General features: G+C 42.7%; 22 protein-coding genes. 13 read left to right on the top strand and 9 right to left on the bottom strand.

Annotated elements, in window-relative coordinates:
- Positions 1-67: 67 nt before the first annotated feature.
- Positions 68-313, bottom strand: a complete 246-nt coding sequence (locus MKY24_RS21690; protein WP_013311836.1) for a NifU family protein — start codon at positions 311-313, stop codon at positions 68-70.
- A gap of 87 nt (positions 314-400) precedes the next feature.
- Between MKY24_RS21690 and MKY24_RS21685 the strand changes: the two genes are divergently transcribed.
- Complete coding sequence (locus tag MKY24_RS21685; RefSeq protein WP_023990179.1) at positions 401-658, top strand: YuzB family protein; 258 nt, start codon at positions 401-403, stop codon at positions 656-658.
- 118 nt (positions 659-776) lie between these two features.
- On the opposite strand, the gene MKY24_RS21680 is transcribed toward MKY24_RS21685, so the two are convergent.
- Positions 777-1,844, bottom strand: coding sequence for an NAD(P)/FAD-dependent oxidoreductase (locus MKY24_RS21680; protein WP_076264903.1), 1,068 nt, complete (start codon positions 1,842-1,844; stop codon positions 777-779).
- A 203-nt stretch (positions 1,845-2,047) separates the two neighbouring features.
- Entirely contained in the window at positions 2,048-3,154 is a 1,107-nt protein-coding gene (gene mqnE / locus MKY24_RS21675) for an aminofutalosine synthase MqnE (RefSeq protein ID WP_023990177.1), read from the bottom strand.
- 372 nt (positions 3,155-3,526) lie between these two features.
- Between mqnE and MKY24_RS21670 the strand changes: the two genes are divergently transcribed.
- From MKY24_RS21670 to MKY24_RS21645, 6 genes are all read left to right on the top strand, one after another.
- Positions 3,527-3,886 carry an iron-sulfur cluster assembly accessory protein gene (locus MKY24_RS21670; RefSeq protein WP_013311832.1) on the top strand — a complete coding sequence of 120 codons (360 nt, stop codon included), beginning with the start codon at positions 3,527-3,529 and terminating at the stop codon, positions 3,884-3,886.
- A 491-nt stretch (positions 3,887-4,377) separates the two neighbouring features.
- Positions 4,378-5,682 carry a radical SAM protein gene (locus MKY24_RS21665; protein ID WP_339200849.1) on the top strand — a complete coding sequence of 435 codons (1,305 nt, stop codon included), beginning with the start codon at positions 4,378-4,380 and terminating at the stop codon, positions 5,680-5,682.
- Between the two features lie 313 nt (positions 5,683-5,995).
- Positions 5,996-6,550 carry a LuxR C-terminal-related transcriptional regulator gene (locus tag MKY24_RS21660; RefSeq protein WP_339200847.1) on the top strand — a complete coding sequence of 185 codons (555 nt, stop codon included), beginning with the start codon at positions 5,996-5,998 and terminating at the stop codon, positions 6,548-6,550.
- A gap of 76 nt (positions 6,551-6,626) precedes the next feature.
- Positions 6,627-8,363: an ABC transporter ATP-binding protein gene (locus MKY24_RS21655; protein WP_339200845.1), complete on the top strand. Its 1,737-nt coding sequence runs from the start codon at positions 6,627-6,629 to the stop codon at positions 8,361-8,363.
- Positions 8,364-8,891: 528 nt separating this feature from the next.
- On the top strand, positions 8,892-10,466 hold the full coding sequence (locus MKY24_RS21650; RefSeq protein ID WP_339200843.1) for a sigma-70 family RNA polymerase sigma factor: 1,575 nt from the start codon (positions 8,892-8,894) through the stop codon (positions 10,464-10,466).
- Between the two features lie 394 nt (positions 10,467-10,860).
- Complete coding sequence (locus MKY24_RS21645; RefSeq protein ID WP_028541437.1) at positions 10,861-11,343, top strand: ferritin-like domain-containing protein; 483 nt, start codon at positions 10,861-10,863, stop codon at positions 11,341-11,343.
- 20 nt (positions 11,344-11,363) lie between these two features.
- On the opposite strand, the gene MKY24_RS21640 is transcribed toward MKY24_RS21645, so the two are convergent.
- The 3 genes from MKY24_RS21640 to MKY24_RS21630 form a co-directional block, all read right to left on the bottom strand.
- Positions 11,364-11,738, bottom strand: coding sequence for a YetF domain-containing protein (locus MKY24_RS21640; protein WP_305954143.1), 375 nt, complete (start codon positions 11,736-11,738; stop codon positions 11,364-11,366).
- On the bottom strand, positions 11,735-12,070 hold the full coding sequence (locus MKY24_RS21635; RefSeq protein ID WP_305954144.1) for a hypothetical protein: 336 nt from the start codon (positions 12,068-12,070) through the stop codon (positions 11,735-11,737). The genes MKY24_RS21640 and MKY24_RS21635 overlap by 4 nt, the downstream gene beginning before the upstream one ends.
- Before the next feature lie 354 nt (positions 12,071-12,424).
- Entirely contained in the window at positions 12,425-13,303 is an 879-nt protein-coding gene (locus MKY24_RS21630; protein ID WP_339200841.1) for a LysR family transcriptional regulator, read from the bottom strand.
- Positions 13,304-13,451: 148 nt separating this feature from the next.
- Between MKY24_RS21630 and MKY24_RS21625 the strand changes: the two genes are divergently transcribed.
- The 6 genes from MKY24_RS21625 (at position 13,452) to MKY24_RS21600 (ending at position 18,737) form a co-directional block, all read left to right on the top strand.
- Positions 13,452-14,369, top strand: a complete 918-nt coding sequence (locus MKY24_RS21625; protein ID WP_023990169.1) for a DMT family transporter — start codon at positions 13,452-13,454, stop codon at positions 14,367-14,369.
- A gap of 695 nt (positions 14,370-15,064) precedes the next feature.
- Positions 15,065-16,831, top strand: coding sequence for an RICIN domain-containing protein (locus tag MKY24_RS21620; protein WP_339200840.1), 1,767 nt, complete (start codon positions 15,065-15,067; stop codon positions 16,829-16,831).
- 263 nt (positions 16,832-17,094) lie between these two features.
- Positions 17,095-17,439, top strand: a complete 345-nt coding sequence (locus MKY24_RS21615; RefSeq protein WP_049828405.1) for a YkvA family protein — start codon at positions 17,095-17,097, stop codon at positions 17,437-17,439.
- Positions 17,440-17,467: 28 nt separating this feature from the next.
- Positions 17,468-17,794 (top strand): hypothetical protein, encoded by a 327-nt coding sequence (locus MKY24_RS21610; protein ID WP_023990166.1) that lies wholly within the window; start codon positions 17,468-17,470, stop codon positions 17,792-17,794.
- Between the two features lie 18 nt (positions 17,795-17,812).
- A complete protein-coding gene (locus MKY24_RS21605) occupies positions 17,813-18,103 on the top strand; it encodes a hypothetical protein (RefSeq protein ID WP_013311821.1) in 291 nt (96 codons plus the stop codon).
- A 313-nt stretch (positions 18,104-18,416) separates the two neighbouring features.
- On the top strand, positions 18,417-18,737 hold the full coding sequence (locus MKY24_RS21600; protein WP_023990165.1) for a hypothetical protein: 321 nt from the start codon (positions 18,417-18,419) through the stop codon (positions 18,735-18,737).
- Positions 18,738-18,894: 157 nt separating this feature from the next.
- Here the strand turns inward: MKY24_RS21600 and MKY24_RS21595 are convergent, their stop codons facing one another.
- The 3 genes from MKY24_RS21595 to MKY24_RS21585 all read right to left on the bottom strand — a co-directional run bounded on the left by MKY24_RS21595 (position 18,895) and on the right by MKY24_RS21585 (position 20,861).
- Positions 18,895-19,752 (bottom strand): 1,4-dihydroxy-6-naphthoate synthase, encoded by an 858-nt coding sequence (locus tag MKY24_RS21595; RefSeq protein ID WP_023990164.1) that lies wholly within the window; start codon positions 19,750-19,752, stop codon positions 18,895-18,897.
- Entirely contained in the window at positions 19,753-20,415 is a 663-nt protein-coding gene (locus MKY24_RS21590) for a futalosine hydrolase (RefSeq protein WP_339202386.1), read from the bottom strand.
- A 200-nt stretch (positions 20,416-20,615) separates the two neighbouring features.
- Positions 20,616-20,861 carry a hypothetical protein gene (locus tag MKY24_RS21585; RefSeq protein WP_007431922.1) on the bottom strand — a complete coding sequence of 82 codons (246 nt, stop codon included), beginning with the start codon at positions 20,859-20,861 and terminating at the stop codon, positions 20,616-20,618.
- Between the last annotated feature and the right edge of the window lie 38 nt (positions 20,862-20,899).

Raw genomic sequence — 20,899 nt, 5'->3', positions numbered from 1 at the left:
AATACAAAAAAGAGTCTTGAGCTTCGTTACCGAAGTCAAGACTCTCATGATCATTATGCATCAAGCATTAGAATACTTGTACCACTTCTTGGACGCCGTCGACTTCTTCGAGAAGAGCGCGTTCAATCCCTGCTTTCAGCGTGATTGTGGAACTTGGGCAACTGCCGCAAGCGCCTACCAGCTTCAGCTTAACGATGCCGTCTTCAACGTCAACCAGCTCAACGTCGCCACCATCGCGTTGCAGGAACGGACGGAGCTTATCCAGTACATCTGCTACTTCGTCATACATTTGAACGCTTTGTGTTTCGCTCATTAGAATTCAACTCCTTTCCTATACCTTTATTATTATATTACAAAGCGGGCCAAATTAAAATGCCCGTCATCCAAAGCAGGTGAAAAAATGTTAAGGCCTATTATTGAGTTTTGCACCAGTAATATGCATTGGGGTACCGATGAAATCATGTCCAAGCTGGAGCAGAATCCAGATTATGATGTGATTGAATACGGATGCCTAAGCAATTGTGGTCAGTGCAACGCCGAACCCTATGCGATGGTCAACGGTGAGATTGTATCCGCAGATTCAGCAGAGCTTCTGTACGAAGTGATTATGAACAAAATTAAGGAAGCTGAAGCATGGGATAACCTAGATTTGGATTGAAATAGAATGGTCCGTTTAACCAGCTTCCTTTTGTATAGGAAATATACATCATCATACACTCAACAAACAAAGAAGACCTGCTCTGGGAGCGGGTCTTCTTTGTTTGTTGAGCATGCGGTTAGCCAAAATGGCGTTTGGACTTCCAGAGCACGCCGCTTTTAAGCAGGCGTGGTACTCGTCCGCGCAATGAGGTACTGCCCATAAAGCCATAGCCGAACCCGGCCTTCTTGCCAAGTGCGCCTAATGTACCGCGCAGCTTTAAAGGATGCGGGTGAGGCGTTTGGCCTTTCCACAGGTCGCGTACAATGTGTGCGATTTGCTCCCCTTGCACTTCTGCCGCCTGAGCGCTTGGAGAGTAGGGAAGGCTCGCACAGTCTCCGACCACATACACCTCAGGATGATCCGGTATTTGATAATACTCGTTGAGCACGATACGACCCTGAGGGTCTTTAGGGACGGCTAAATCCTGCACGATTTTTACCGGCTGAATCCCCGCTGTCCATACCACTGCATCCGTTACAATTTGCTCGTCGCGGTTATAAATAGCCCCCGGCTCAATACGGGAAACCGCAACATGATTCAGGGCATTAACCTGATGCTCCTTGAACCAAGCATGTACATAGGCAGACAAACGTTGCGGGAATGCCGACAGCACCCGCTCGCCCCGATCCATAATGGTAATATTCAAATCCGTGCGGCTTTCACGTAACTCCGCAGCAATCTCAACACCGCTAAGACCGCCGCCTACAATATGGACATGTCCATATGGCTTGATTTCGTTCAAGCGCAGATAGGTTTGGCGGGTATGGTTAAACGACTGGATCGTACAGCTGTGTTCTTCAGCCCCCGGTGTATTGTGAAAGCGGTCGGTACAACCCAACGCAATGACAAGCTGGTCATAGGGCAAGGGTTCACCGTCTTGAAAATTGACAATCTTATTCTCTAGATCCATCGAGGTGACTTCTCCGTATTTGCGAATAAGACGTTGTTCATCTGGAAAATGCACCCGCAAATCAAAATCAGAAACCGTACCTGCCGCGAGGGCATAGTACTCTGTTTTCAACCCCTGAAAGGGCATTCGATCCACTAAAATAACTTGAACATCGTCGGGAATGTGTTTATCCAGCAATTCTTTGGCAATGGTAAGGCCACCATAGCCGCCCCCCAGAATAACGAAATTTTTCATCAAAATCCGCCTTCCTTTCGCTACCGTGTCCCCGGCAAATGGTCTGGTGTCTCGTCGATCTAACACAAGTTTTTGTTGTTATAAAACCCGAGAATCAGGCCTGCCTTTGTCAGGCAGACCAGCGTATTCCGAGGCAGCAGATGCTGCATGGTGTGAGTAATGGGGATGAAATGCTCGCGGGAAATTTGAATCCGATATTACATTTATTCGAAAACTTCGATTTCGTTATAGAAGGTGTCCCGTTCAACAGGTATACGTCCGGCACCTTTGACCAGCCAGATTAGCTCTTTACGGGTCAATCCGGCAGGGGTTAACGCACCTGCGGCATGGCTGATCTGCTCACGCACAATCGTGCCATGGACGTCTGATGCGCCAAAGGTGAGAGCGACCTGCGTCAATTGCGGTCCAATATTAATGAAGTAAGCTTTGACATGGTCGATATTGTCCAGCATCAGGCGGCTGATCGCAATGGTTTTGAGATCCTCGTAAGCGGAGTTACGACGCATGATGTTGGCGTTTTTGCTTTTCGGCTGCATGGACAGTGGAATAAATACCATAAATCCGTTCGTTTCGTCCTGCAATTCGCGAATTTGCAGCATATGTTCAATACGATCCTGATACGATTCGACCGAACCGTACAGCATAGTCGTATGAGTTTTCATGCCGAGATTGTGGGCCGTGCGATGTACTTCGAGATAGCGGTCCACGTTGGCTTTGGTAACACGCATCTTCTTCCGATATTCGTCGGACAAGATTTCCGCGCCACCACCAGTCAGGGATTGAAGTCCAGCCTTTTGCAGCTCCTGAAGCACTTCTTTAATACTCAAGCCGCTTATGCGTGTGAAAAAGTCAATTTCCGCTGCAGTGTAAGCTTTCAGTGTAACGTGGGGATACTTTTCATTTAGTGCCTTCAATGAGTCTACATAGTATTGGAAAGGCACATGATTATTATGACCACCGACGATATGAAATTCTCTTACCCCCGGATGGATGTGTTGCTCTACATAATCAATCATTTCCTGCCCGGACAACGTATAAGAGCCGTCCTCCCCCTGATCCTTGCGGAAATTGCAGAACGCGCAGCGCGCTTCGCATACATTGGTGAAGTACAGGCTCATGTTTTCGATAAAATAAACCTTTTTTCCGTTCTTGCGTAAATTAGCTTCGTTAGCCAACTGACCCAGTGTGAGGATATCGTCAGTTTCATACAAATATATACCGTCTTCAAGGTTCAAACGAATACCGTTCTGTACCTTTTCTACAATTTCCGCCATTCTGCGGTCTGTAAAAGGTGTAACTAATGTGGACATGCCTATTCCTCCTTCAAGTTGCTCTGTGCGAGGCTGTCCGCCAAATCAGCGGCACAAGCGCTAAGTGCGCACAGGATGTCCCGTTCCGTCGGTAAGAATCCGGCAGCGCGGATATACGATATGTGAAAAATGTTACAATGCCAGGCTACAATGATGAATATCTCAAAATATCGCCTTTGAAATGACAAATTTCCGACAGTTTCTTTTACACACTCTTCACCTATTATAAACCTCACACCACTGGTGTTCAATACAAACGAATAGAAAAACAGGTCTTTAAGCCTGTAAGGGAAGGACATTCCATGACTTGAGCACCTGCAAATAGTGGAGTATACTGAAGGAGAACATGAAGTAAAAGAGGAGGATGGAGCTATGATTAACATCACCGATTCCGCTGCTGAGCGTTTGAAAGATATGCTGGAGCAGCAGGAAACGCCGAATATGTTTTTACGTCTGGGTGTTACGCCGGGTGGTTGCACTGGATTCTCGTATGCAATGGGCTTTGACGACAACGAGACGGATCAGGATATATATATGAACGTACAGGATATGAAGATTGTAGTGGAAAAGGAAAGCATCCGCTACCTAGACGGTCTGGAAATCGACTTTGAAGAGTCTGGAATGTCAGGCGGGTTCACGATTCATAACCCGAATGCTGTAGCGACATGTGGCTGTGGTTCAAGCTTCCGTACAGCTACGGATGCCGGGAAACCGAACGAAGAGCCTTGTTAATTCAGGTTTTTCGAGTGGTGGTATGAAAATAAATCTGAACGATAATTAATACAAAAAATTGCAGATTATGTGTGGTTATTGAGTGTGCTTGAGCGCGTACAATCTTGCATGATGAACGCTAACAATTACGAAATGTAAATATTTATTTTAGGTTTGTGAGTTAAGACCTCCAGCGGTATAGTCGCGTACTATATCGTTATGGAGGTTTTTTGTGTTTTCGTTTCTGCCAGTGGGTAGAAACAGGGGAACTAGGGCCACTTTTGTTAAATAGTCTGTCTTACACTCTATGATTTTATCTTTGCTTTATTTATAATTTGCGGTTAATTTGCGGTGATTTTTAAGAAAGATAATGGTAAAATATAATCAAATAGATGAATGAATGGTTATTGATTATTCTGATGTAAAATGATGTAATAAATAGTTATTTAGTTCAGTGCATTGTGGAAGTAGGTCAATCTAGTACTTAATACTAAATGATAGAAGGGGTACACATGAAAATTTCTTCTTACAACGAGTACTTGAAACTAGATGAGGAAGGAGAAGGGAAATATTTAATATATAATAGCCTGACTAACGGGTTAGGAGAAATAAAGAAGGACTTATACGATGCCCTCGTTAATGAAGATTTTTCCTATCTAACGAATTGTGAAGAGTTAGAACATTTAATACAAGGACGATTTTTATATCTGAATCCCGTTAATGAATTAGAGATAATGGAGAAGTCATTCACTACAACTAGATATCAAAAAAGCACATTACATCTTACAATTTTACCTACGTTTAATTGTAATTTCAGATGCTCTTATTGCTATGAAAATTTGACTGAGAAAACAGGTAATCATTCTTTCACTGATCAAGTTCAGCAAGATATTTTGAATTATATAGAAAGTGCAATGGAAGCTACAGATTTGAAACATATTACTGTCAATTGGACAGGCGGAGAACCATTACTTGAATTTAAAAAGGTTACTCGGCTCATGGATCAAATGAATACTATGGCAGCGCTGAAACATATTGAAATAGCGCACTACATGGTTAGCAACGGATATTTATTAACTAAAAGTCGTGCCGTTATTTTAAGAGATTTGGGTTTGAAAAGTATTCAAATTACGATCGATGGTAATAAGGTGAATCATGATAAAAGAAGGGTTTTGGCGAACCAACAAGGGACATTTGATCAAATAATAAATAATATTAGAGATTCATGTGATTTTATTCACATTAATATACGCTCAAATGTAGATTTGAACAACGTAGCTTCAATGGAAGATTATATGGATTATTTAGGGCAGCAAGACTTTAGGGGAAAAGTGAATATTTATTTTTCTGCCACCACTGATTATGTGGCAGGAGGTTGTTCAAGTAGTAATAGCTGCTTTGCCAATCAAGAATTCTCTGGAGTTATTCTGAGCTTGTATGAGAAAGCATTGGAAAAAGGGCTTAATATTTCTTATTACCCTCAATATGTACCTGTTGTTTGTGCTGCTATTGCAGATAATTCAATTGTAGTGCAGCCAGATGGCTGGATTCAAAAATGCTGGAATACGGTAGGAAACTCAAATTATGCGATAGGTCATATTAGTAATGGTATAAATTCTAATGAGCGTACGGAGAAGTGGCTTAATTATTCCCCATATAAAATTGAAAAATGCCGAAGTTGCTCAGTGCTGCCGTTATGTGGTGGAGGTTGTGCCCAGCAAGCGTTTGAAAGTATCGACAAACAGCCTGTTTGTTGTGAGTACAAGTACAATTTAGGTGAAATGCTTAAATTTAATTATCACCGACTTGAAGTATAAGTATTAACTTTCTATTATTTCGCTCTTTTGTAGTTTTGAAAGGAGGTGAGAAATATGCGTTGGATTGTAGAGCCAAAAGCAGCCCAAAGTTCTGTTGAACCTGCCAGTACTTGTTGGTATTATCATGGTTGCATTATTTTCTCCTGGTAATCTTCTTTATTATGAAACCGCCTGTTTATCTTTAGTAGACAGGCGGTTATTTAGCTACTTTGTCGAGGAAATATATTAGTAAGTATAAAATACGCAGGAGGTTAGTCAAATGTACAGCATTTTACTTATTGATGATCATCCTGAATCAGGATAGGTTACCAAGTTGTGGATTGAACAAGATCAATATATACATGTCACACTTATCAGAACTATTTTGGAAGCAAAAGAGAACTTAACTAAATATAATTTTAATCTATGTATCTATCATTTGAATAAAATGCTTCCTGTAGATTTGGAATGTATCCATCTAATTCAGGATATACCCATACTATTTATTGGACAGGTTCATACATATACAATGATGGATAAACTCTTAAACCTGGGCGTTATAGCATTTATTGAAAATAATCCTTCGCACGATCAACTAATTTGGACTATAAGAAACGTGTTAAACGGTATTTCCGTTTTACCCGTAGCCTTATTAAAACAACTTCATCACCGTGAAGGAGTAATGGATTATGTAGTGCTCAACAACAAGGAACGGTCTATTTTGGAATGCATCGCAGAGGGGAAAAGCAATAAGGAACTCGCTGTCATCTTCTGTGTTAGTCAAAGGACTGTGGAATATTATTTAACTAATATTTTTAATAAATTTGAGGTGCATTCTAGATTAGAAGCTGTAGTTGCTGCTAAAAATAGAGGGATGATTAATGTGTGAAAATTATAAATTAAAAAATACAAGAAAAATCTCGCAGTCAGTGATCAGCAAAAATATATTCTAATGGGGGTTAGTGATGAAGCTTTTTTTGTTTAAGTATAGATTTAAGTTAATATTACTTATCATTTGCATCACTTTATCAAGTCTCATGAATATGTATATGGCTTTTATCTTTAAGAAATTGGTAGACACTGTTACAACCGGAAGTGAACAAGAATTTGTTAAATCAGCTTTTTTGGCTGTATTTTTAATCATTCTGGGTGCAATACTTCGATTACTAACGAATTTATCTCATGCTTCTTATATGAGGAAGACCATGCTTAATCTAAAAGAAATTGTATTTGAGCATATTTTAAATAAAAGTCTAACACAATTTTCTTCAAATCATAGCGCCAAGTATATTTCTATTTTTAGTAATGATATAAAGATGATTGAAGATGATTATTTTAAAAATATATTCTCGTTAATTGGGACATTTATATCTTTTTCAGCATCTTTGTTAGCGATGTTTTTACTCAGTCCTACAATTGTCATAGCCCTTGTCTTATTAACACTGTCATCTATGTTTATCCCTCGAATGTTTGAAAAGAAACTTGTAAATTGTAAGAGAAAAGTAGTTGAAGCTTTAGAAAAATTTATGATTCATACGAATGATATGTATTCAGGATTTGCAGTTATTAAAAGCTTTGGTATTGAGGGGCATGTACAAGGACAATTTGATGGTATTAATCAGGAGACGGAAAATCAAAAATATAGATTTCAGAAATTGAGTGCTTGGGTTACCTCTATTAGTGAAGTATTTGGTGGATTTATGTTTATTTCAGTATTTATTATTGGGAGTTTCCTTACTTTACGGCAGCTTATCACGTTGGGAACTATGATTGCTTGTGTTCAACTAACTAATAGCATCGTTAATCCGATACAAATGAGTATTCAATATATAACTCAAATCAAGTCGTTACGTGATATCTCGGCAAAGATTACACAACTTTTACATACAGAGCAACAGGACAAGATTTACATTCGCAAACCGACTATCCAGGATAAAGTATCGTTAAAAGAAGTGTCTTTTGGTTATAAAGATGACTGCTATAATGTACATGGATTAAATATGGATTTGGAGTTAGGGAAGAAGTATGCCTTAGTCGGGCCGAGCGGGTCAGGAAAATCAACGGTATTACGGCTTTTAATGAAGCAATATGAGAACTACAAAGGCAGGATCAGTATTGATGAAGTAGATTTAAAGGAAATCAATATGGAGGATTGGTGCAGACTGGAGTCTGTCCTGCATCAGGATGTTTTTTTATTTGATAGTAGCATTAAGGAAAATATTGTATTACACCAGATGTTTTCTGATAAGGAAATTGAAGATGCTATTCAAAAATCTGGTCTGAGTATGCTAATTAATAAGCTACCCAATGGAATGGAGACACAGGTTGGAGAGAAAGGAAGTTTTTTGTCTGGAGGTGAAAAGCAAAGAATAGCCATAGCAAGGACGTTAATACGTCGCACTCCTCTATTGTTAATGGATGAGCCGACTTCGTCACTTGATCAGGAAACAGCAAATGCTATTGAAGAAACAGTTCTGAATTTAGACAATACTACATGCGTGATGGTTACTCATCGGTTATCAAAACCAGTATTAGAGCGCTATGATATGATATTTGTATTCGCTGATGGAGCAATTATAGAGAGAGGGACATTTTGTGAATTAATAGAGCTTCAGGGTTGCTTCTATCATATGTATGGATTGGCAGAGGAGTCGACAATGACACAACATAAAGATAGTCCAATCTCTTACGTGGTAAATTAATCATAACTATGGGTACTGCAATTGATCTGAGTATAGTAAGACCTTTATCCTGATCATATATACGCACCAAAACTGTCGCGATTCAATGTCGATGCTAGTTTACTAACGATTTAGTTTTTAAATTGAATCACTAAATGAGTGTTTGGCCAATTAAAGGCGGGCACCTTTTAGTGTTTTTTTATGGCTGTACATTTAATCAGCATTTGTTATTGCATAACTTCTTATAGTGATAATTTATCTTCTCTATAATTTTAGTATGCGCTTTTAAATGCAGAAGGATAGGGATAATGGAATTGAGCTTAACCTCGTGAAAAATAAAGGATGATATATTTCTATTGAAAACCAACAACCTGTAGCTACTTTATGCTTCTTTTGAGAAAGAATCTGTTAATATGGTTGCTGTGTACAGCTGTATTCAGTGACGCTATTTATCAATCATTTCATTTTTCCATCAACATGACTTGTAACCTTTCCCCACTGAGCCAGCACTTAAGATTAAGAACACGTATGAAAAGAGGCTAGGAACGTATGAGGGAGTGGGTTGAAAAGGCGCGGCAAGGGAACGCGGAAGCGTTCGGGCAGCTGATGCTGCATTTTCGCGGGATGGCCTATGCGGTGTCCTATGACATGCTGAAGGATGTTCATCTCGCGGAAGATGCCGTGCAGGATGCGTTCATAGAGGCTTATCAGAATCTGGAGAAGCTACAGAACCCGTCCGCTTTTCCAGGCTGGTTCAAGACCATTGTCGTAAGACAGTGCCAGCGGATGCTGCGGCGGAAGCATCATTCGATGCTTCCTCTGGATGAGGCTGTGCAGGTTTCCGGAGGAGTACCGGGTGTAGCAGAAATTGCGGAGCGTAGGGAGGAGAGTCAAGTTCTGCAACAATCGGTGAAGGCACTGTCTGCCAAGCTGCGCGTGCCGCTGCGATTGTTTTATTTTTACGGCTACTCTCTGCAGGAAATTTCGGATTATCTGGGCACTCCGGTCCCGACGCTTAAGAAGCGGCTGCACGATGCCCGCCGAAAGTTGAAAGGTACACTCCCGGTAGCCGACCTTGTTTCCGTGTTCAATCATTTGTATGAGGGAGGGCAAAACATGCTGCATATTGTTAACGGTGATGTTGTAGGCGAGATGTTGAAGCAGGGTGTTGTACAGGGTGATGTGCTTGTATGGAGAGAGGTGTATCCGGCAGGACCGATATTTGCAAATCCAGCGGGGGCGGAAGAACGGGCACTGCGGGCCCGGGTCTTGGAAGAAACGATGGGTATTCCGACCAACGAATATATTACGGGTTGTGAGGAACAAGAGCAGAAACTTCGAGAGTTTATTAAGTATGATGAAGTCGTATTGTGGTTTGAGCATGACCTGTTTGATCAGAGCATGCTCGCCTATCTGCTCCACTGGTTCAAAAGACAGAAACTGGGCCGCACGAAGCTGAGCCTGCTCTGTATTGGGGAGTTTCCGGGAATCGAACGGTTTCATGGTCTGGGACAGCTCACTCCGGCACAGCTTCAAACATTATCCGGGACCTGGCGGACTATTGGGCGGCAAGAAATGGAGCTTGGAAGCGAGCTTTGGCAGGCGTATGCTTCTCCTGATCCTGTTCAAATGGCTAATCTGCTGGAAGACAAGAAGGCAGAATTGGCAGCATCCGGCCTGCCTTTTGCCTATGAAGCTTTCACAGCGCATCTCAAGCGGCTGCCCTCGGAGCAGAATGGTCTTGGCGTTGTGGAACAGACCACGCTTCAGGCCGTTCATAATGGAGTGAATACGCCATTGGAATTATTTCGTCAGGTAACAGACGTTCTGCATGTGCTCGGCATGGGTGATCTCGAATACTGGAAATTTATTCGTGCTTTGGTGCAAGGTGAACATCCTTTACTGATGATTGACGGGGATGAGGCTGGCTTGGATTTCAGACAAATTCCGGATTTTCTGAACCGAAAGGTAATTCTGACAGAGTTGGGTAAAGAGGTACTGAATGGATCAGCGGACCGCATTGCAGTTCAAGGGATCGATGAGTGGTTTGGGGGGCTGCATCTCCATGGACATGAGGTTTCTTGGCGATGGGATGATTTGGCTGGTGGATTGGTCCGACATTGAAGAAAGTATAGAAGCAGTTTGTTTAAAGTGCGAAAGAGTTTTCCGTTTATGGAAAACTCCTATTTATTTTTTTAGTAGACTATATTAAGACAAGAAAACCAGCTAATGTTTGTCAAGGAGTCCCTCGTCTATTTCTCTGTAGCTTATAGCAATAGATGCAGCACTTTCAACTATGACACAAATCGCAATTAGTTTTTTAGTGAGTTCTTCCCCTGTGTTAGCTATCATCAGTATAATCAACCCAGTATGTTGGTAAGTCAAATAGCCACTAGCATTACTTCACTAGAAAAGGGCGACTAGGAGTGTGCGAAACAGTCATTTTTCCTAATGTTAGGAACCAACATGGGCAGATGCGCATATACTTTCTAAAAACTAACATCGGGTGGAGATAAACTTGTATCAAGTACCTTCTTACTGGGGAAATTCATACTATATGCGGGCCAATTTTGTACCTATCTGGAACACAGGATTTCCGAAAGCAGTACAAATGATAAAGGAAGCGGTACAAGGGGAGCGTAACGATGAGTTGTTCTACGATGAATTGATCAATTTGGCTCCCTCACAAGAGCAGGTGGCTATTATTGAAAGCATCCGTAACGATGAGCGCGGCCACAATAAAATGTTCAGAGAGATGTATCGGGCTTTGACAGGACAGGAAATTGCAGGCATCAGTAGTGAGCAATATGAGAGGGTGCAATCTTATACAGAAGGTTTACAGCGCGCCTTGATGGGGGAGTTGGGTGCGGTGGAACGATACCGCAACATCTGGTTTGGATTGCCTGCTGGCATCTATAAGGACACGGTGTACGGTATCATATTGGATGAGCTTAAGCACGCTGCCAAATACAATTATCTGATTACGTTGAATCTCAGGTAACTATTGACCGCAAGTCAATACTACTCCACATCAATTGGATGCTGGATTTTATCCTTATATTCATCCACATAGAGTTGGCCGTTGCTGCCTTTAACGGCATAGAATACGTCCTCTAACTTTTTGTCGCGTGCCTTCAGTTGAGACAGCAGCCATGATTCGGGAATATGATTGGAGTTTAAATTGCCATGTAAAAGCTGTCCGTCGATTACAAGCTCAATTGGGAACTGTGTGGCATTACCTGCATTCAACTGCAGGTCTTTTAATGTCACGGCTTGCAGTTCCTTTTTCTTTTGAACAGATAGTTTTCCGTTAATCTCAAGGAGGGCGTACTCCACTTCTTCTATATTAAAAATTTCTTTCTGGCGAAGCTGTTGATTTAAAGAATCTAATGTCATATTATTTTTTTTAAGTTATCTTCGAGAATGAACCCTCCTTCTATGAGAACGGTGGGTGCTCCCTCTGTCCACATTTTAAAGTTTCTGAATTTCAAAAAAAACTTGGATAAAACATAAGAAGTAATTGTAAAAACAGACAGGGCTATTAATAGGTGGACAACTTCTATTTTTTCGTTAAAGGCAAAGTTGGCTGCTATAGCCCCTAATATGACCGCCGTCACGAATTCGTGAAAGTTCATATTGGAGAGGGTTTGCTTCCCCAGTATTCTCCCAATTAGCATGAGGATAACGAATGCAGAGAAACTTCTGATCAAAATAGCGAGATGGTCCATGCAAAACCCTCCTAGTTTAAAAATTGCAGGTATTCAGTATAGGTTACCCGCTGCGCTAGAATAATATACCAGTGGAATTAATGCATTATATGTGATGTATAAGCTTGTTGGCGCAGGCGATCCGAGCTACCTTGTAAGGCTTGCCTTCTTTCTTTTTCTTTTCTTAATAGACCTTTAATTTTTGATTTGCTCTTTGTCGTAGTCCAGCATAGGCAACCAATTATTTCGGCCCCACGAATTGTTTCCGTCTTTCCCTAAAACCACCTGAAATGGGTTAGAAATTTAGCTATTTGGTCGAATGATTTGATTTCTCTGCATATGAATAGACCTCCTTATGATCATGATCCAATGCTTCTACTGCTTCGAATCCGTAAATAGCTCCTGCGCGGTTCGCACAAATAACTGTACAGCAAGTGAAGCATTATGCAGGGATGGTACAGCGATACCGATTTGGCGTGTGATCAGAGGTGAAGTCTCCTTGACGGTCAGATCATGGGGAAACGTGGACAAGGCGAGTGAAGAGACAATGCCCATACCCAGTCCTTGTCGAACCATGCTGACCAAGGTGCTGATATTATGAGTAATGAATTGTGCCTGCAACTGACTTTGCTCGCGTTCAAAACCTTCCATAATGGCGACCTCATGTCCACCTTTACAAAAGATCATATCCTGCTGATTCAAGTCTCGAATGGCGATTTTATTGTGCGATTGCAAAGGGTGACCGTCTGGCAGGAGAATAACCATGTCATCCTGACATAAAGGGATGACATCTACCTGAGGGTCTGGTAACAGGATGATACCCGCTTCGATTTCTCTGGTATGCACCCACTCCTTGACTTCATTCGTGGAGCCTTCATGTAGGTCGAAAACAAGGTTCGGATAATGCTGACGAATATGATGAATAATCGGGGGCAGAAAATAGGCTGAGGCAGAAGGAAAGGCACCGATCGTGATCGTGCCCACGTCTAGACCTTTTTCAGCAGCCACCTGCTGCTGTACCTTTTCCATGCTTTGCAGCATCATACGGAATTGCAGCAGTACCTTGTTCCCGATATCGGTCAGCAGCACTCCTTTTTTTCGGTCGCGCAGCAATAGCTGGACATCCAGCTCGTTTTCGATGCTGGCGATGGCATGGCTGACCGCGGGCTGCGTCATATGCAGCTCATGGGCAGTTTGGGTGAAGCTTAGCGTTTCAGCTACGCGAACGAAGATCATAATTTGAGTAATGGTCATAAGTGAAAAGTTATCTCCCTTATTGAAAACATTCATTTTATTTATTAGTGATCACAGTATACGCTAGTAAAGCAAAACTTTGCAAACGGCTATTCAGATTTTAGTCGGTAGCAATGAGCGATGAAAATCTAAGGGAGAGAAGACATCTATGAAAAAATTAACACCTAAAGCTACACTGTGGCTTGTCTTGATATTAGTGATGGTATGGGGGATCAACTGGCCGTTGACCAAGCTGGCTTTGCCAGATACACCGCCGATATTTTTTTCAGGAATCCGTACCCTACTGGGTGGTGTGATTCTGCTATTGTTCGCTATGCGTCACCGGGAAACCTTGCGCTTTAGACAGAATGCGTGGACTTATCTTGTGCTGGCCATATTTAATATTGTAGGCTACTATGGCTTGCAGACGGTAGGGCTACGTTATTTGCCTGCTGGGTTATTTTCCACTTTAGTGTTCCTTCAGCCGATCTTGTTGGGATTATTCTCTTGGATGTGGTTGGGGGAGCGTATGTTTCCCCTGAAGGTCATTGGACTGGTACTGGGTTTTGGCGGGGTGATCGTGATTAGCTCTGGTGGGATGGCAGGGCATTTGTCGGTACTGGGCATTGTGTTGGGGCTAGCTTCAGGACTGTGCTGGGCGCTCGGAACGATTTATATGAAGAAAAAAAGCAATCAATTGGACTCCATTTGGGCGGTGACGATGCAGCTCATTTTTGGGGGGATCATACTCAATGGGATTGGATTTACGACCGAGAAATGGAGCGATATTCACTGGACTACCTCCTTTATCGCGATTTTATTGTTTATTTCGATATTCGTGATTGCGATGGGCTGGATGATTTATTTTAAACTGATCGATAACGGAGATGCAGGAACCGTCGGCTCCTATACGTTTATGATACCGGTGTTGTCCACGGTCTTTAGTATGGTAATGCTCAAGGAATCACTTACTTTGACGTTTGTTGTGGGACTGGTGCTGATTGCAGGCAGTGTGTATCTGGTAAATATTAAAGAAAGAATAGAGTTATCAACCAAGTATCAGAACGGTGAGACATTTGAGGATTAACGGGGGTGATGGATCAAGAAGAACTTCAATATCTTCTTTCATGCACGCATATTGGTAGTACCAATATAGCGTGCTTTTTTTGACTATGATTTTCAAAGAACTCATTTGCTATGCTATTCAAGATCATCGGAAAAATTTAAATTTATGGTAGAGGTTTGTCGTGCTAAAATTAGCTAACAAGATGGTTGTTCCAAAAACATTAGACTAACAAAATGAAGTTAAATGTTTTTGTTTTTTTTCTATTTTTCGTCCTTGTGTAAAAAAAACAATGAATATAATTTTTTTAGAGCAAAAAAGGAGGTAATGGAAGAACCTTGGTAATCAATATCACTAATTTGTTATGTTTATATGGTGTTTGTTTTTTTAATAATTATTGTATTTTACATATTTTTGTTATGCTAACAATTGACATTTAGTATAACGTAAACTAGAATGAGTAAGAATTCATTTCCCAATCACATAATTAGTTTGGAATAATTGAAAGCGTTTACCTAATATTAGGATAGAGCTCTTTTTGGTTCTTTTTTCTTTTCCGAATTATGGCCGGAAGGGAGAGATCGTAGTACGTGCCTAAGGGATGGAAATTTGAATATATAAGCTAAGGGAGAGGGGTAAGTCGAGATGCAGTTAAATAGAAATGTTGGAAACTTCGAGCAAACGGTGAATTGTAACGCTGGTTACCTGGAGGTTACAAAATGAAGAAGTTATTGTCGTGTTTGATCTCGTTGAGTATGCTTGTTTATATATTGCCGACCATGATTGTAAGCGCTAACAATGATGGAGTTACTAATCTAGCGCTTAATTCAACACCGTCTGCCCAATCGGATATTATTTCAGATGCTGTTTACAAAATTACTGCACAGCATAGCGGAAAAAGCCTGGAAGTTGAAGGGGGATCAAAGGATGACGGAGCGAATGTTCAACAATGGACCGATAACGGAAAGGAGCAACAGAAGTGGAGAGTGGTTGACGTTGGTGGTGGATATTATAAGCTGATCTCGCAATCTAGTGGCAAAGCATTGGATGTAGCCGGTGGTAATACCCATGACGGAGCGAACGTTCAACAATGGACAGACAACGGGAACGCTCAGCAAAAATGGAAAATCATTGACGTTGGTGGTGGATATTATAAGCTGATCTCGCAATCTAGTGGTAAAGCATTGGATGTTGTCGGTGGTTATACCCATGACGGTGCAAACGTTCAACAATGGGCCGACAACGGTAGCGCTCAGCAAAGGTGGAGATTCACGCAGATTGATACGACAACAGATACGACACCACCAACCGCCCCAACAAACCTCCAAAGCTCATCCAAGACGAGCACATCTGTCACTCTTACATGGACGACCTCAATAGACAATGTAGGTGTAACTGGCTACGTTATTTATAACGGAACAGATCTGGTAGGCACGAGCACCACAACAAGTTATACAGTGACGGGTCTCACTGCGAACACATCCTACAACTTCACTGTAAAAGCGAAAGATGCAGCAGGCAATATTTCGGAACCAAGTAATGTCTTAAAAGTAACAACAAGTTCCGACTCCTCTCAAAATACAGGATTTTATGTTAAAGGTACGACGCTTTATGATGGCAACGGAAATCCCTTTGTCATGAGAGGAGTTAATCACGCTTACACTTGGTACAAAGGTCAAGAGTCGGTTGCGATACCTGCAATTGCCAAAACCGGAGCGAACACGATTAGAATCGTGCTGTCTGACGGTCAACAATGGACGAAAGATGATTTGTCAGCGTTGCAAAACCTGATCACTTTATCAGAACAAAACAAATTGGTTGTTATCCTTGAAGTACATGATGGTACGGGAAATGATAATGCTGCTGTGTTGAATAAAATCGCAGATTACTGGATTGAAATGAAAAGTGCACTGATTGGAAAAGAAAATACAGTCATTCTCAACATCGCGAATGAATGGTTTGGTACTTGGGATGGGAACGGCTGGGCACAGGGGTATAAATCAGTTATTCCAAAGCTAAGAAATGCTGGCATCAAAAATACCATTATGGTTGACGCCGCTGGGTGGGGGCAATATCCGAAGTCGATTTTTGACTACGGAACGCAAGTGTTTGATGCCGATCCGCTTAAAAATACGATGTTCTCCATTCATATGTACGAATACGCTGGGGGAAATGCCGAAACAGTAAAAAGCAATATTGACAATGTATTAAACAAAAATCTAGCTCTCATCATTGGAGAATTCGGAATCAAGCATACAAATGGTGATGTTGACGAGGCCACCATTATGAGTTATGCCCAACAAAAAGGTGTAGGTTATCTCGGATGGTCTTGGAAAGGAAATGGATCAGGTCTAGAATATTTGGATATGTCAAACGACTGGGCAGGATCGAGCTATACTGAACAAGGACGTGCCATTATTGAAGGTCCGAATGGCATCAGAGCAACATCCAAGTTAAGCACGATTTATAGCAACGGTAAACAGTAAAAGATTCATATTGTTTTAGTAACGGCCTTTTCTCGAAATTCTAATGGGAAAGGTCGTTTAGTTTGTTCTGGAATCGTAAGCAAAAGCCTGTACAAATACATAGGAGCAAGGAATAGGAAAAATATACTAGAATATCAAAGGAGGTCATAGTAAAATATGACTATAAGTCTGTTGAGTTAGTGAAAATGACGGTTCAAAATTATCCGCTTGGTAAGCGGGAAGGTGGCACTTTCAAACTCACCAGTCAGCAAGAGGAGGAACCTATGAAGGATTTTGACGTAACCAAAGCCAAGTATGATCCAAAACAGGAAGAACAGGTGAAAAAGGGATTTTTCAACAAGGTAAAGTCCACGGCTGGAAAAGTTCCCTTTGTGAAGGATGCGGTGGCTATGTACTATTGTGCGATAGATCCTGAAACGCCTCTGTATGCCAAAGGGGTAGCATTCGGAGCCTTGGCGTATTTTATTTCTCCATTAGATGCTATATCAGATGTTATTCCAATGTTGGGTTTTACAGATGATGCGGGAGTTGTGCTGGCAGCTTTGAAAGTGTTGGACATGCATATCAAGCCTGTCCATCGGGAGAAGGCGAGCGAATTTTTTTCTTAAGAGATGCAATGAGCGGGGGAGCTAAGGAATGGACAGATATACACCTACAGCGAGGGAACGCTGGCAGATGAAACAGAGTGAGCCACAGCCGCAGGGCTGGGTGCTCGCTCTATTTGGCTGGATTTTTGCAGGTTTGGGGTTCGTATTTAGTTTTTTTGTCGTTGGAGGCTTGTTGGGGATCATAGGTCTTGTTTTCGGAATTTTGACTAAAAAGATGGAACAAAGAGACACGCAGGGGATCTTCATTATCGTAATCAGCTCCGTAGCTATTGGCATCGGCCTATTGATTTTTATGATTTTTTTTGCACAAGGTTTTGTAGAAGGTCTGAGAGAAGGGTATAATGAGCATTATTAGGTCAGGGAGGTAACAGCATTGAGCGTCATTATTTCACAGCAGATCTCGGCAACGGGCGTGAAGGAATATACGAAGGTGATGAAAACATTTGATTCCCAGTTTACACCTTTGGTTGGACAGAAAATTAGGGATACGGCATTTGGCGATATGCAATATTACGATGTCGAGGACGTATTTATTGATCTAGCGGAGAATGAATATTGGGTAATTCTACCTGCCGTTTTACTGCATTCTGATGATATTGAGGATATACGAGACGCTGTGCGTGAGTATCGTTCACACGGTTGGGAATGTACGAAACCTCTGTAAATGCATACCACTTAGGCATCTATACGGAAACGTCTTTCTTTTGCGAGATAGGCGTTTTTTTGTGTATTTGTGTATAAACTATTTCTAATGATTGGCATGAAAAGAAAGAATTTATGCTGAAAATGCGCAAATTGTATCATTTTTTATCATAAAACGACAAGTTGGGAAATGAAAACGGCCTTAATGTGTTATACTTAGTATATCAAAGGACAAGAGTCTAAAACGACCGGTAAGGCCCTTTCTTTGAAGAGCCTCTGAAAGGTTCAACGTTTATCCAAAATAAATGGTCAAAAGGAAAAGGGGAAATGCTAACGTGAGAGTGAATTTGAAATTTACTAACAAAGGGCAAGTTGCAGTTGAGAAGTTCAACAATGAGGAGCTTATCGAAATCTTTACCCGCTACATTAAAACGTTAAGCAAGAAGTATGATATCTCGGTTACCGTACCGGAGGATCTGAATGAGCAGATCTTGGAAGAGGGTACCGTGAAGGTCGTGTTGGATAAGATTAATTGTGACATGGACGCTTTTTTCAAGGAGCTGAGCCGGGATATCAAGGTGCCGCTGGTCAAAAGATTGGGTACCAAACTGGATAACGTATTTAAGACCGAGGTTGTGGAGCAGGAACAGAACTAAGAATAAGGATCAAGCGAGTCCGAATGAGGATTCGCCATATGAAATGATAAAACCTCCCGAATGGGGCGCCTGGCTAGGCCATGTGCTCGTTCGGGAGGTTTTATATGTTTAAACTACTCTATTCAGCATGAAAACATGCATGGCATGTCTGTCCCTTTTAACGTGTTGTTGTGGAAGTAGGGCGCAGTTGGGCTAAATCAAACGAAGGTACCAGCCCTTCCTGCGCAGCGCGACCAAGCAAAGCTTCGATGGCGGCATATCCGCTGTCGCCCAGATTGGCGGTAAAATCGTTTACGTAAAGGTCGATATGCGATTGGGCGACATCGGGTGAAAGCTCCTGCGCATGAGACAATACATATTCACGCGAAGCTTCAGGATGCTTCCAAGCATATTCGACAGAGGCGCGTATCCAGTTTGTGATCGCATCCAGATCCAGCGTACGGCGGGCAATGATAGCTCCGAGCGGGATCGGCAGCCCTGTATCTTCTTCCCACCAGTTCCCCAGATCGACTTGCTTACTAAGTCCGTAGGACGGATACGTGAACCGTGCTTCATGAATAACCAGTCCGGCATCTATCTCCCCGTCACGGACAGCAGGCATGATTTGGTCGAACGGCATCACGACGATCTCGCCGACACCCCCAGGCACATGCTTGGCTGCCCACAGGCGGAACAGCAGATAGGCAGTGGAACGTTCACTCGGAACGGCTACACGCTTGCCAGACAGGGCTTCCGGGCCTTCGATCGTGGAACCTTCCCTGGTCAGCACGAGCGGCCCACAACCCCGGCCCAGTGCGCCCCCGCAAGGCAACAGGGCATATTCATCTAGCACCCAAGGGAGTGCAGCATACGAAATTTTCATGATATCGAGTCCGTCTGGTGTGATCGCCAGATTGTTGGTGATGTCGATATCGGCAAATGTAATGTCCAGCGCGGGTGCGCCCGGAATCAATCCATGCGCCAGGGCATGGAAGACAAAAGTGTCGTTAGGACAAGGTGAAAAAGCAATTTGCATCTATATAACCTCCGTTAATGTAGAAAATGCGGCTTCCAACGCTTGCAAAGCCTCTTTGATCTGCCAGGCTGCACGGTCACGTGGACCGACAGCATTGGAAATCGTGCGGATTTCCATCGTCGGCAGTTCCAGCCTATTTGCCGCCACGGCTACGCCGTAGCCTTCCATCGCTTCGGCAGCAGCTCCGGGAACGCGCTTGGCCAGCTGTTCCGCTGTTGCCGCCGTACCGGTGGCCGTAGAGACGGTCAGGATCGGCCCCGCGACAGCTGTCTGTCCAGCGGCACGCAACGCCTGAACGAATCGCTGCGCGGTGGCAACATTCACGGCAATTCGGCTTGAGCCGAAACCCAGCTCGTCCACGCTGCTGAAGCCCTCTGCCGTCTCGGCACCCAGGTCGGCAGCAATGATCGCGTCAGCAACAACGACGCTTTCCAGTGCAGCGACCTCCACGAAGCCGCCACCAATTCCGGCGCTGATAACCAGCCGGTAGTCACCAGCCGCCGCCAGTGCTAGCGCGGTTGAAGCCGCTGCGGACGGTGCGCCCACGCCAGCCAGCTCGACCACAAAACGGGTATCGCCTTTCAGGCCCCGCAGTACAGCTTCCCGTTCGCCTTCAACCGCGGTCATAACCAGGATGCGTCCATCTGATGTTGTATGCTCCATCGGTTGATTCCCCTTTAAATTTAGGTAATATGCTCCCTTATCATACTGCTTTTCGAAACGATGTTCAAAAAAAGTCGACAAAAAAAGCGCTCTGAGGCGCTTTTTGGAAAAACTGCAGGATTCAGCAGATATGAAAATCGGTAATTGTAACATAAAACAATTCTAATCTGGAAGAACAGCGCAGGCATAGCATATAATAATTATATCGGCTGATCCTTCGTGATTAACTGAAACATGGTAATATTGCGGTCATAATGGCTTGGGGTTCCATCTTGATTGCGCACCCGAATCATCTCGCTACTGAATAACTCGATATATCCACAGCCAATCTCACAGTATACACCTGTAGGGTCCTCTTGCCAGACCGAAACGAGGTGTTGAGATAGCGCCGCGGTGAAAAATTCGATGTTTTTTTGCAGTACGCGTGGCGTTTTCTTGGGTTCCATAACGTAAATCCTCCCTATATCATGCCATTTAAAAATCA

It is taken from the genome of Paenibacillus sp. FSL P2-0322 (assembly GCF_037975315.1).
GTDB lineage: Bacteria > Bacillota > Bacilli > Paenibacillales > Paenibacillaceae > Paenibacillus > Paenibacillus polymyxa_B.
This window is presented reverse-complemented; position numbering and strand designations above follow the sequence as displayed.

Excerpts from the sequence above, each read along its gene's own strand:
- MKY24_RS21690 (WP_013311836.1), bottom strand. The coding sequence starts at position 313 with ATGAGCGAAACACAAAGCGTTCAAATGTATGACGAAGTAGCAGATGTA.
- MKY24_RS21685 (WP_023990179.1), top strand. The coding sequence starts at position 401 with ATGTTAAGGCCTATTATTGAGTTTTGCACCAGTAATATGCATTGGGGT.
- MKY24_RS21680 (WP_076264903.1), bottom strand. The coding sequence starts at position 1,844 with ATGAAAAATTTCGTTATTCTGGGGGGCGGCTATGGTGGCCTTACCATT.
- mqnE (WP_023990177.1), bottom strand. The coding sequence starts at position 3,154 with ATGTCCACATTAGTTACACCTTTTACAGACCGCAGAATGGCGGAAATT.
- MKY24_RS21670 (WP_013311832.1), top strand. The coding sequence starts at position 3,527 with ATGATTAACATCACCGATTCCGCTGCTGAGCGTTTGAAAGATATGCTG.
- MKY24_RS21665 (WP_339200849.1), top strand. The coding sequence starts at position 4,378 with ATGAAAATTTCTTCTTACAACGAGTACTTGAAACTAGATGAGGAAGGA.
- MKY24_RS21655 (WP_339200845.1), top strand. The coding sequence starts at position 6,627 with ATGAAGCTTTTTTTGTTTAAGTATAGATTTAAGTTAATATTACTTATC.
- MKY24_RS21650 (WP_339200843.1), top strand. The coding sequence starts at position 8,892 with ATGAGGGAGTGGGTTGAAAAGGCGCGGCAAGGGAACGCGGAAGCGTTC.
- MKY24_RS21640 (WP_305954143.1), bottom strand. The coding sequence starts at position 11,738 with ATGACATTAGATTCTTTAAATCAACAGCTTCGCCAGAAAGAAATTTTT.
- MKY24_RS21635 (WP_305954144.1), bottom strand. The coding sequence starts at position 12,070 with ATGGACCATCTCGCTATTTTGATCAGAAGTTTCTCTGCATTCGTTATC.
- MKY24_RS21630 (WP_339200841.1), bottom strand. The coding sequence starts at position 13,303 with ATGACCATTACTCAAATTATGATCTTCGTTCGCGTAGCTGAAACGCTA.
- MKY24_RS21625 (WP_023990169.1), top strand. The coding sequence starts at position 13,452 with ATGAAAAAATTAACACCTAAAGCTACACTGTGGCTTGTCTTGATATTA.
- MKY24_RS21620 (WP_339200840.1), top strand. The coding sequence starts at position 15,065 with ATGAAGAAGTTATTGTCGTGTTTGATCTCGTTGAGTATGCTTGTTTAT.
- MKY24_RS21615 (WP_049828405.1), top strand. The coding sequence starts at position 17,095 with ATGAAGGATTTTGACGTAACCAAAGCCAAGTATGATCCAAAACAGGAA.
- MKY24_RS21610 (WP_023990166.1), top strand. The coding sequence starts at position 17,468 with ATGGACAGATATACACCTACAGCGAGGGAACGCTGGCAGATGAAACAG.
- MKY24_RS21595 (WP_023990164.1), bottom strand. The coding sequence starts at position 19,752 with ATGCAAATTGCTTTTTCACCTTGTCCTAACGACACTTTTGTCTTCCAT.
- MKY24_RS21590 (WP_339202386.1), bottom strand. The coding sequence starts at position 20,415 with ATGGAGCATACAACATCAGATGGACGCATCCTGGTTATGACCGCGGTT.
- MKY24_RS21585 (WP_007431922.1), bottom strand. The coding sequence starts at position 20,861 with ATGGAACCCAAGAAAACGCCACGCGTACTGCAAAAAAACATCGAATTT.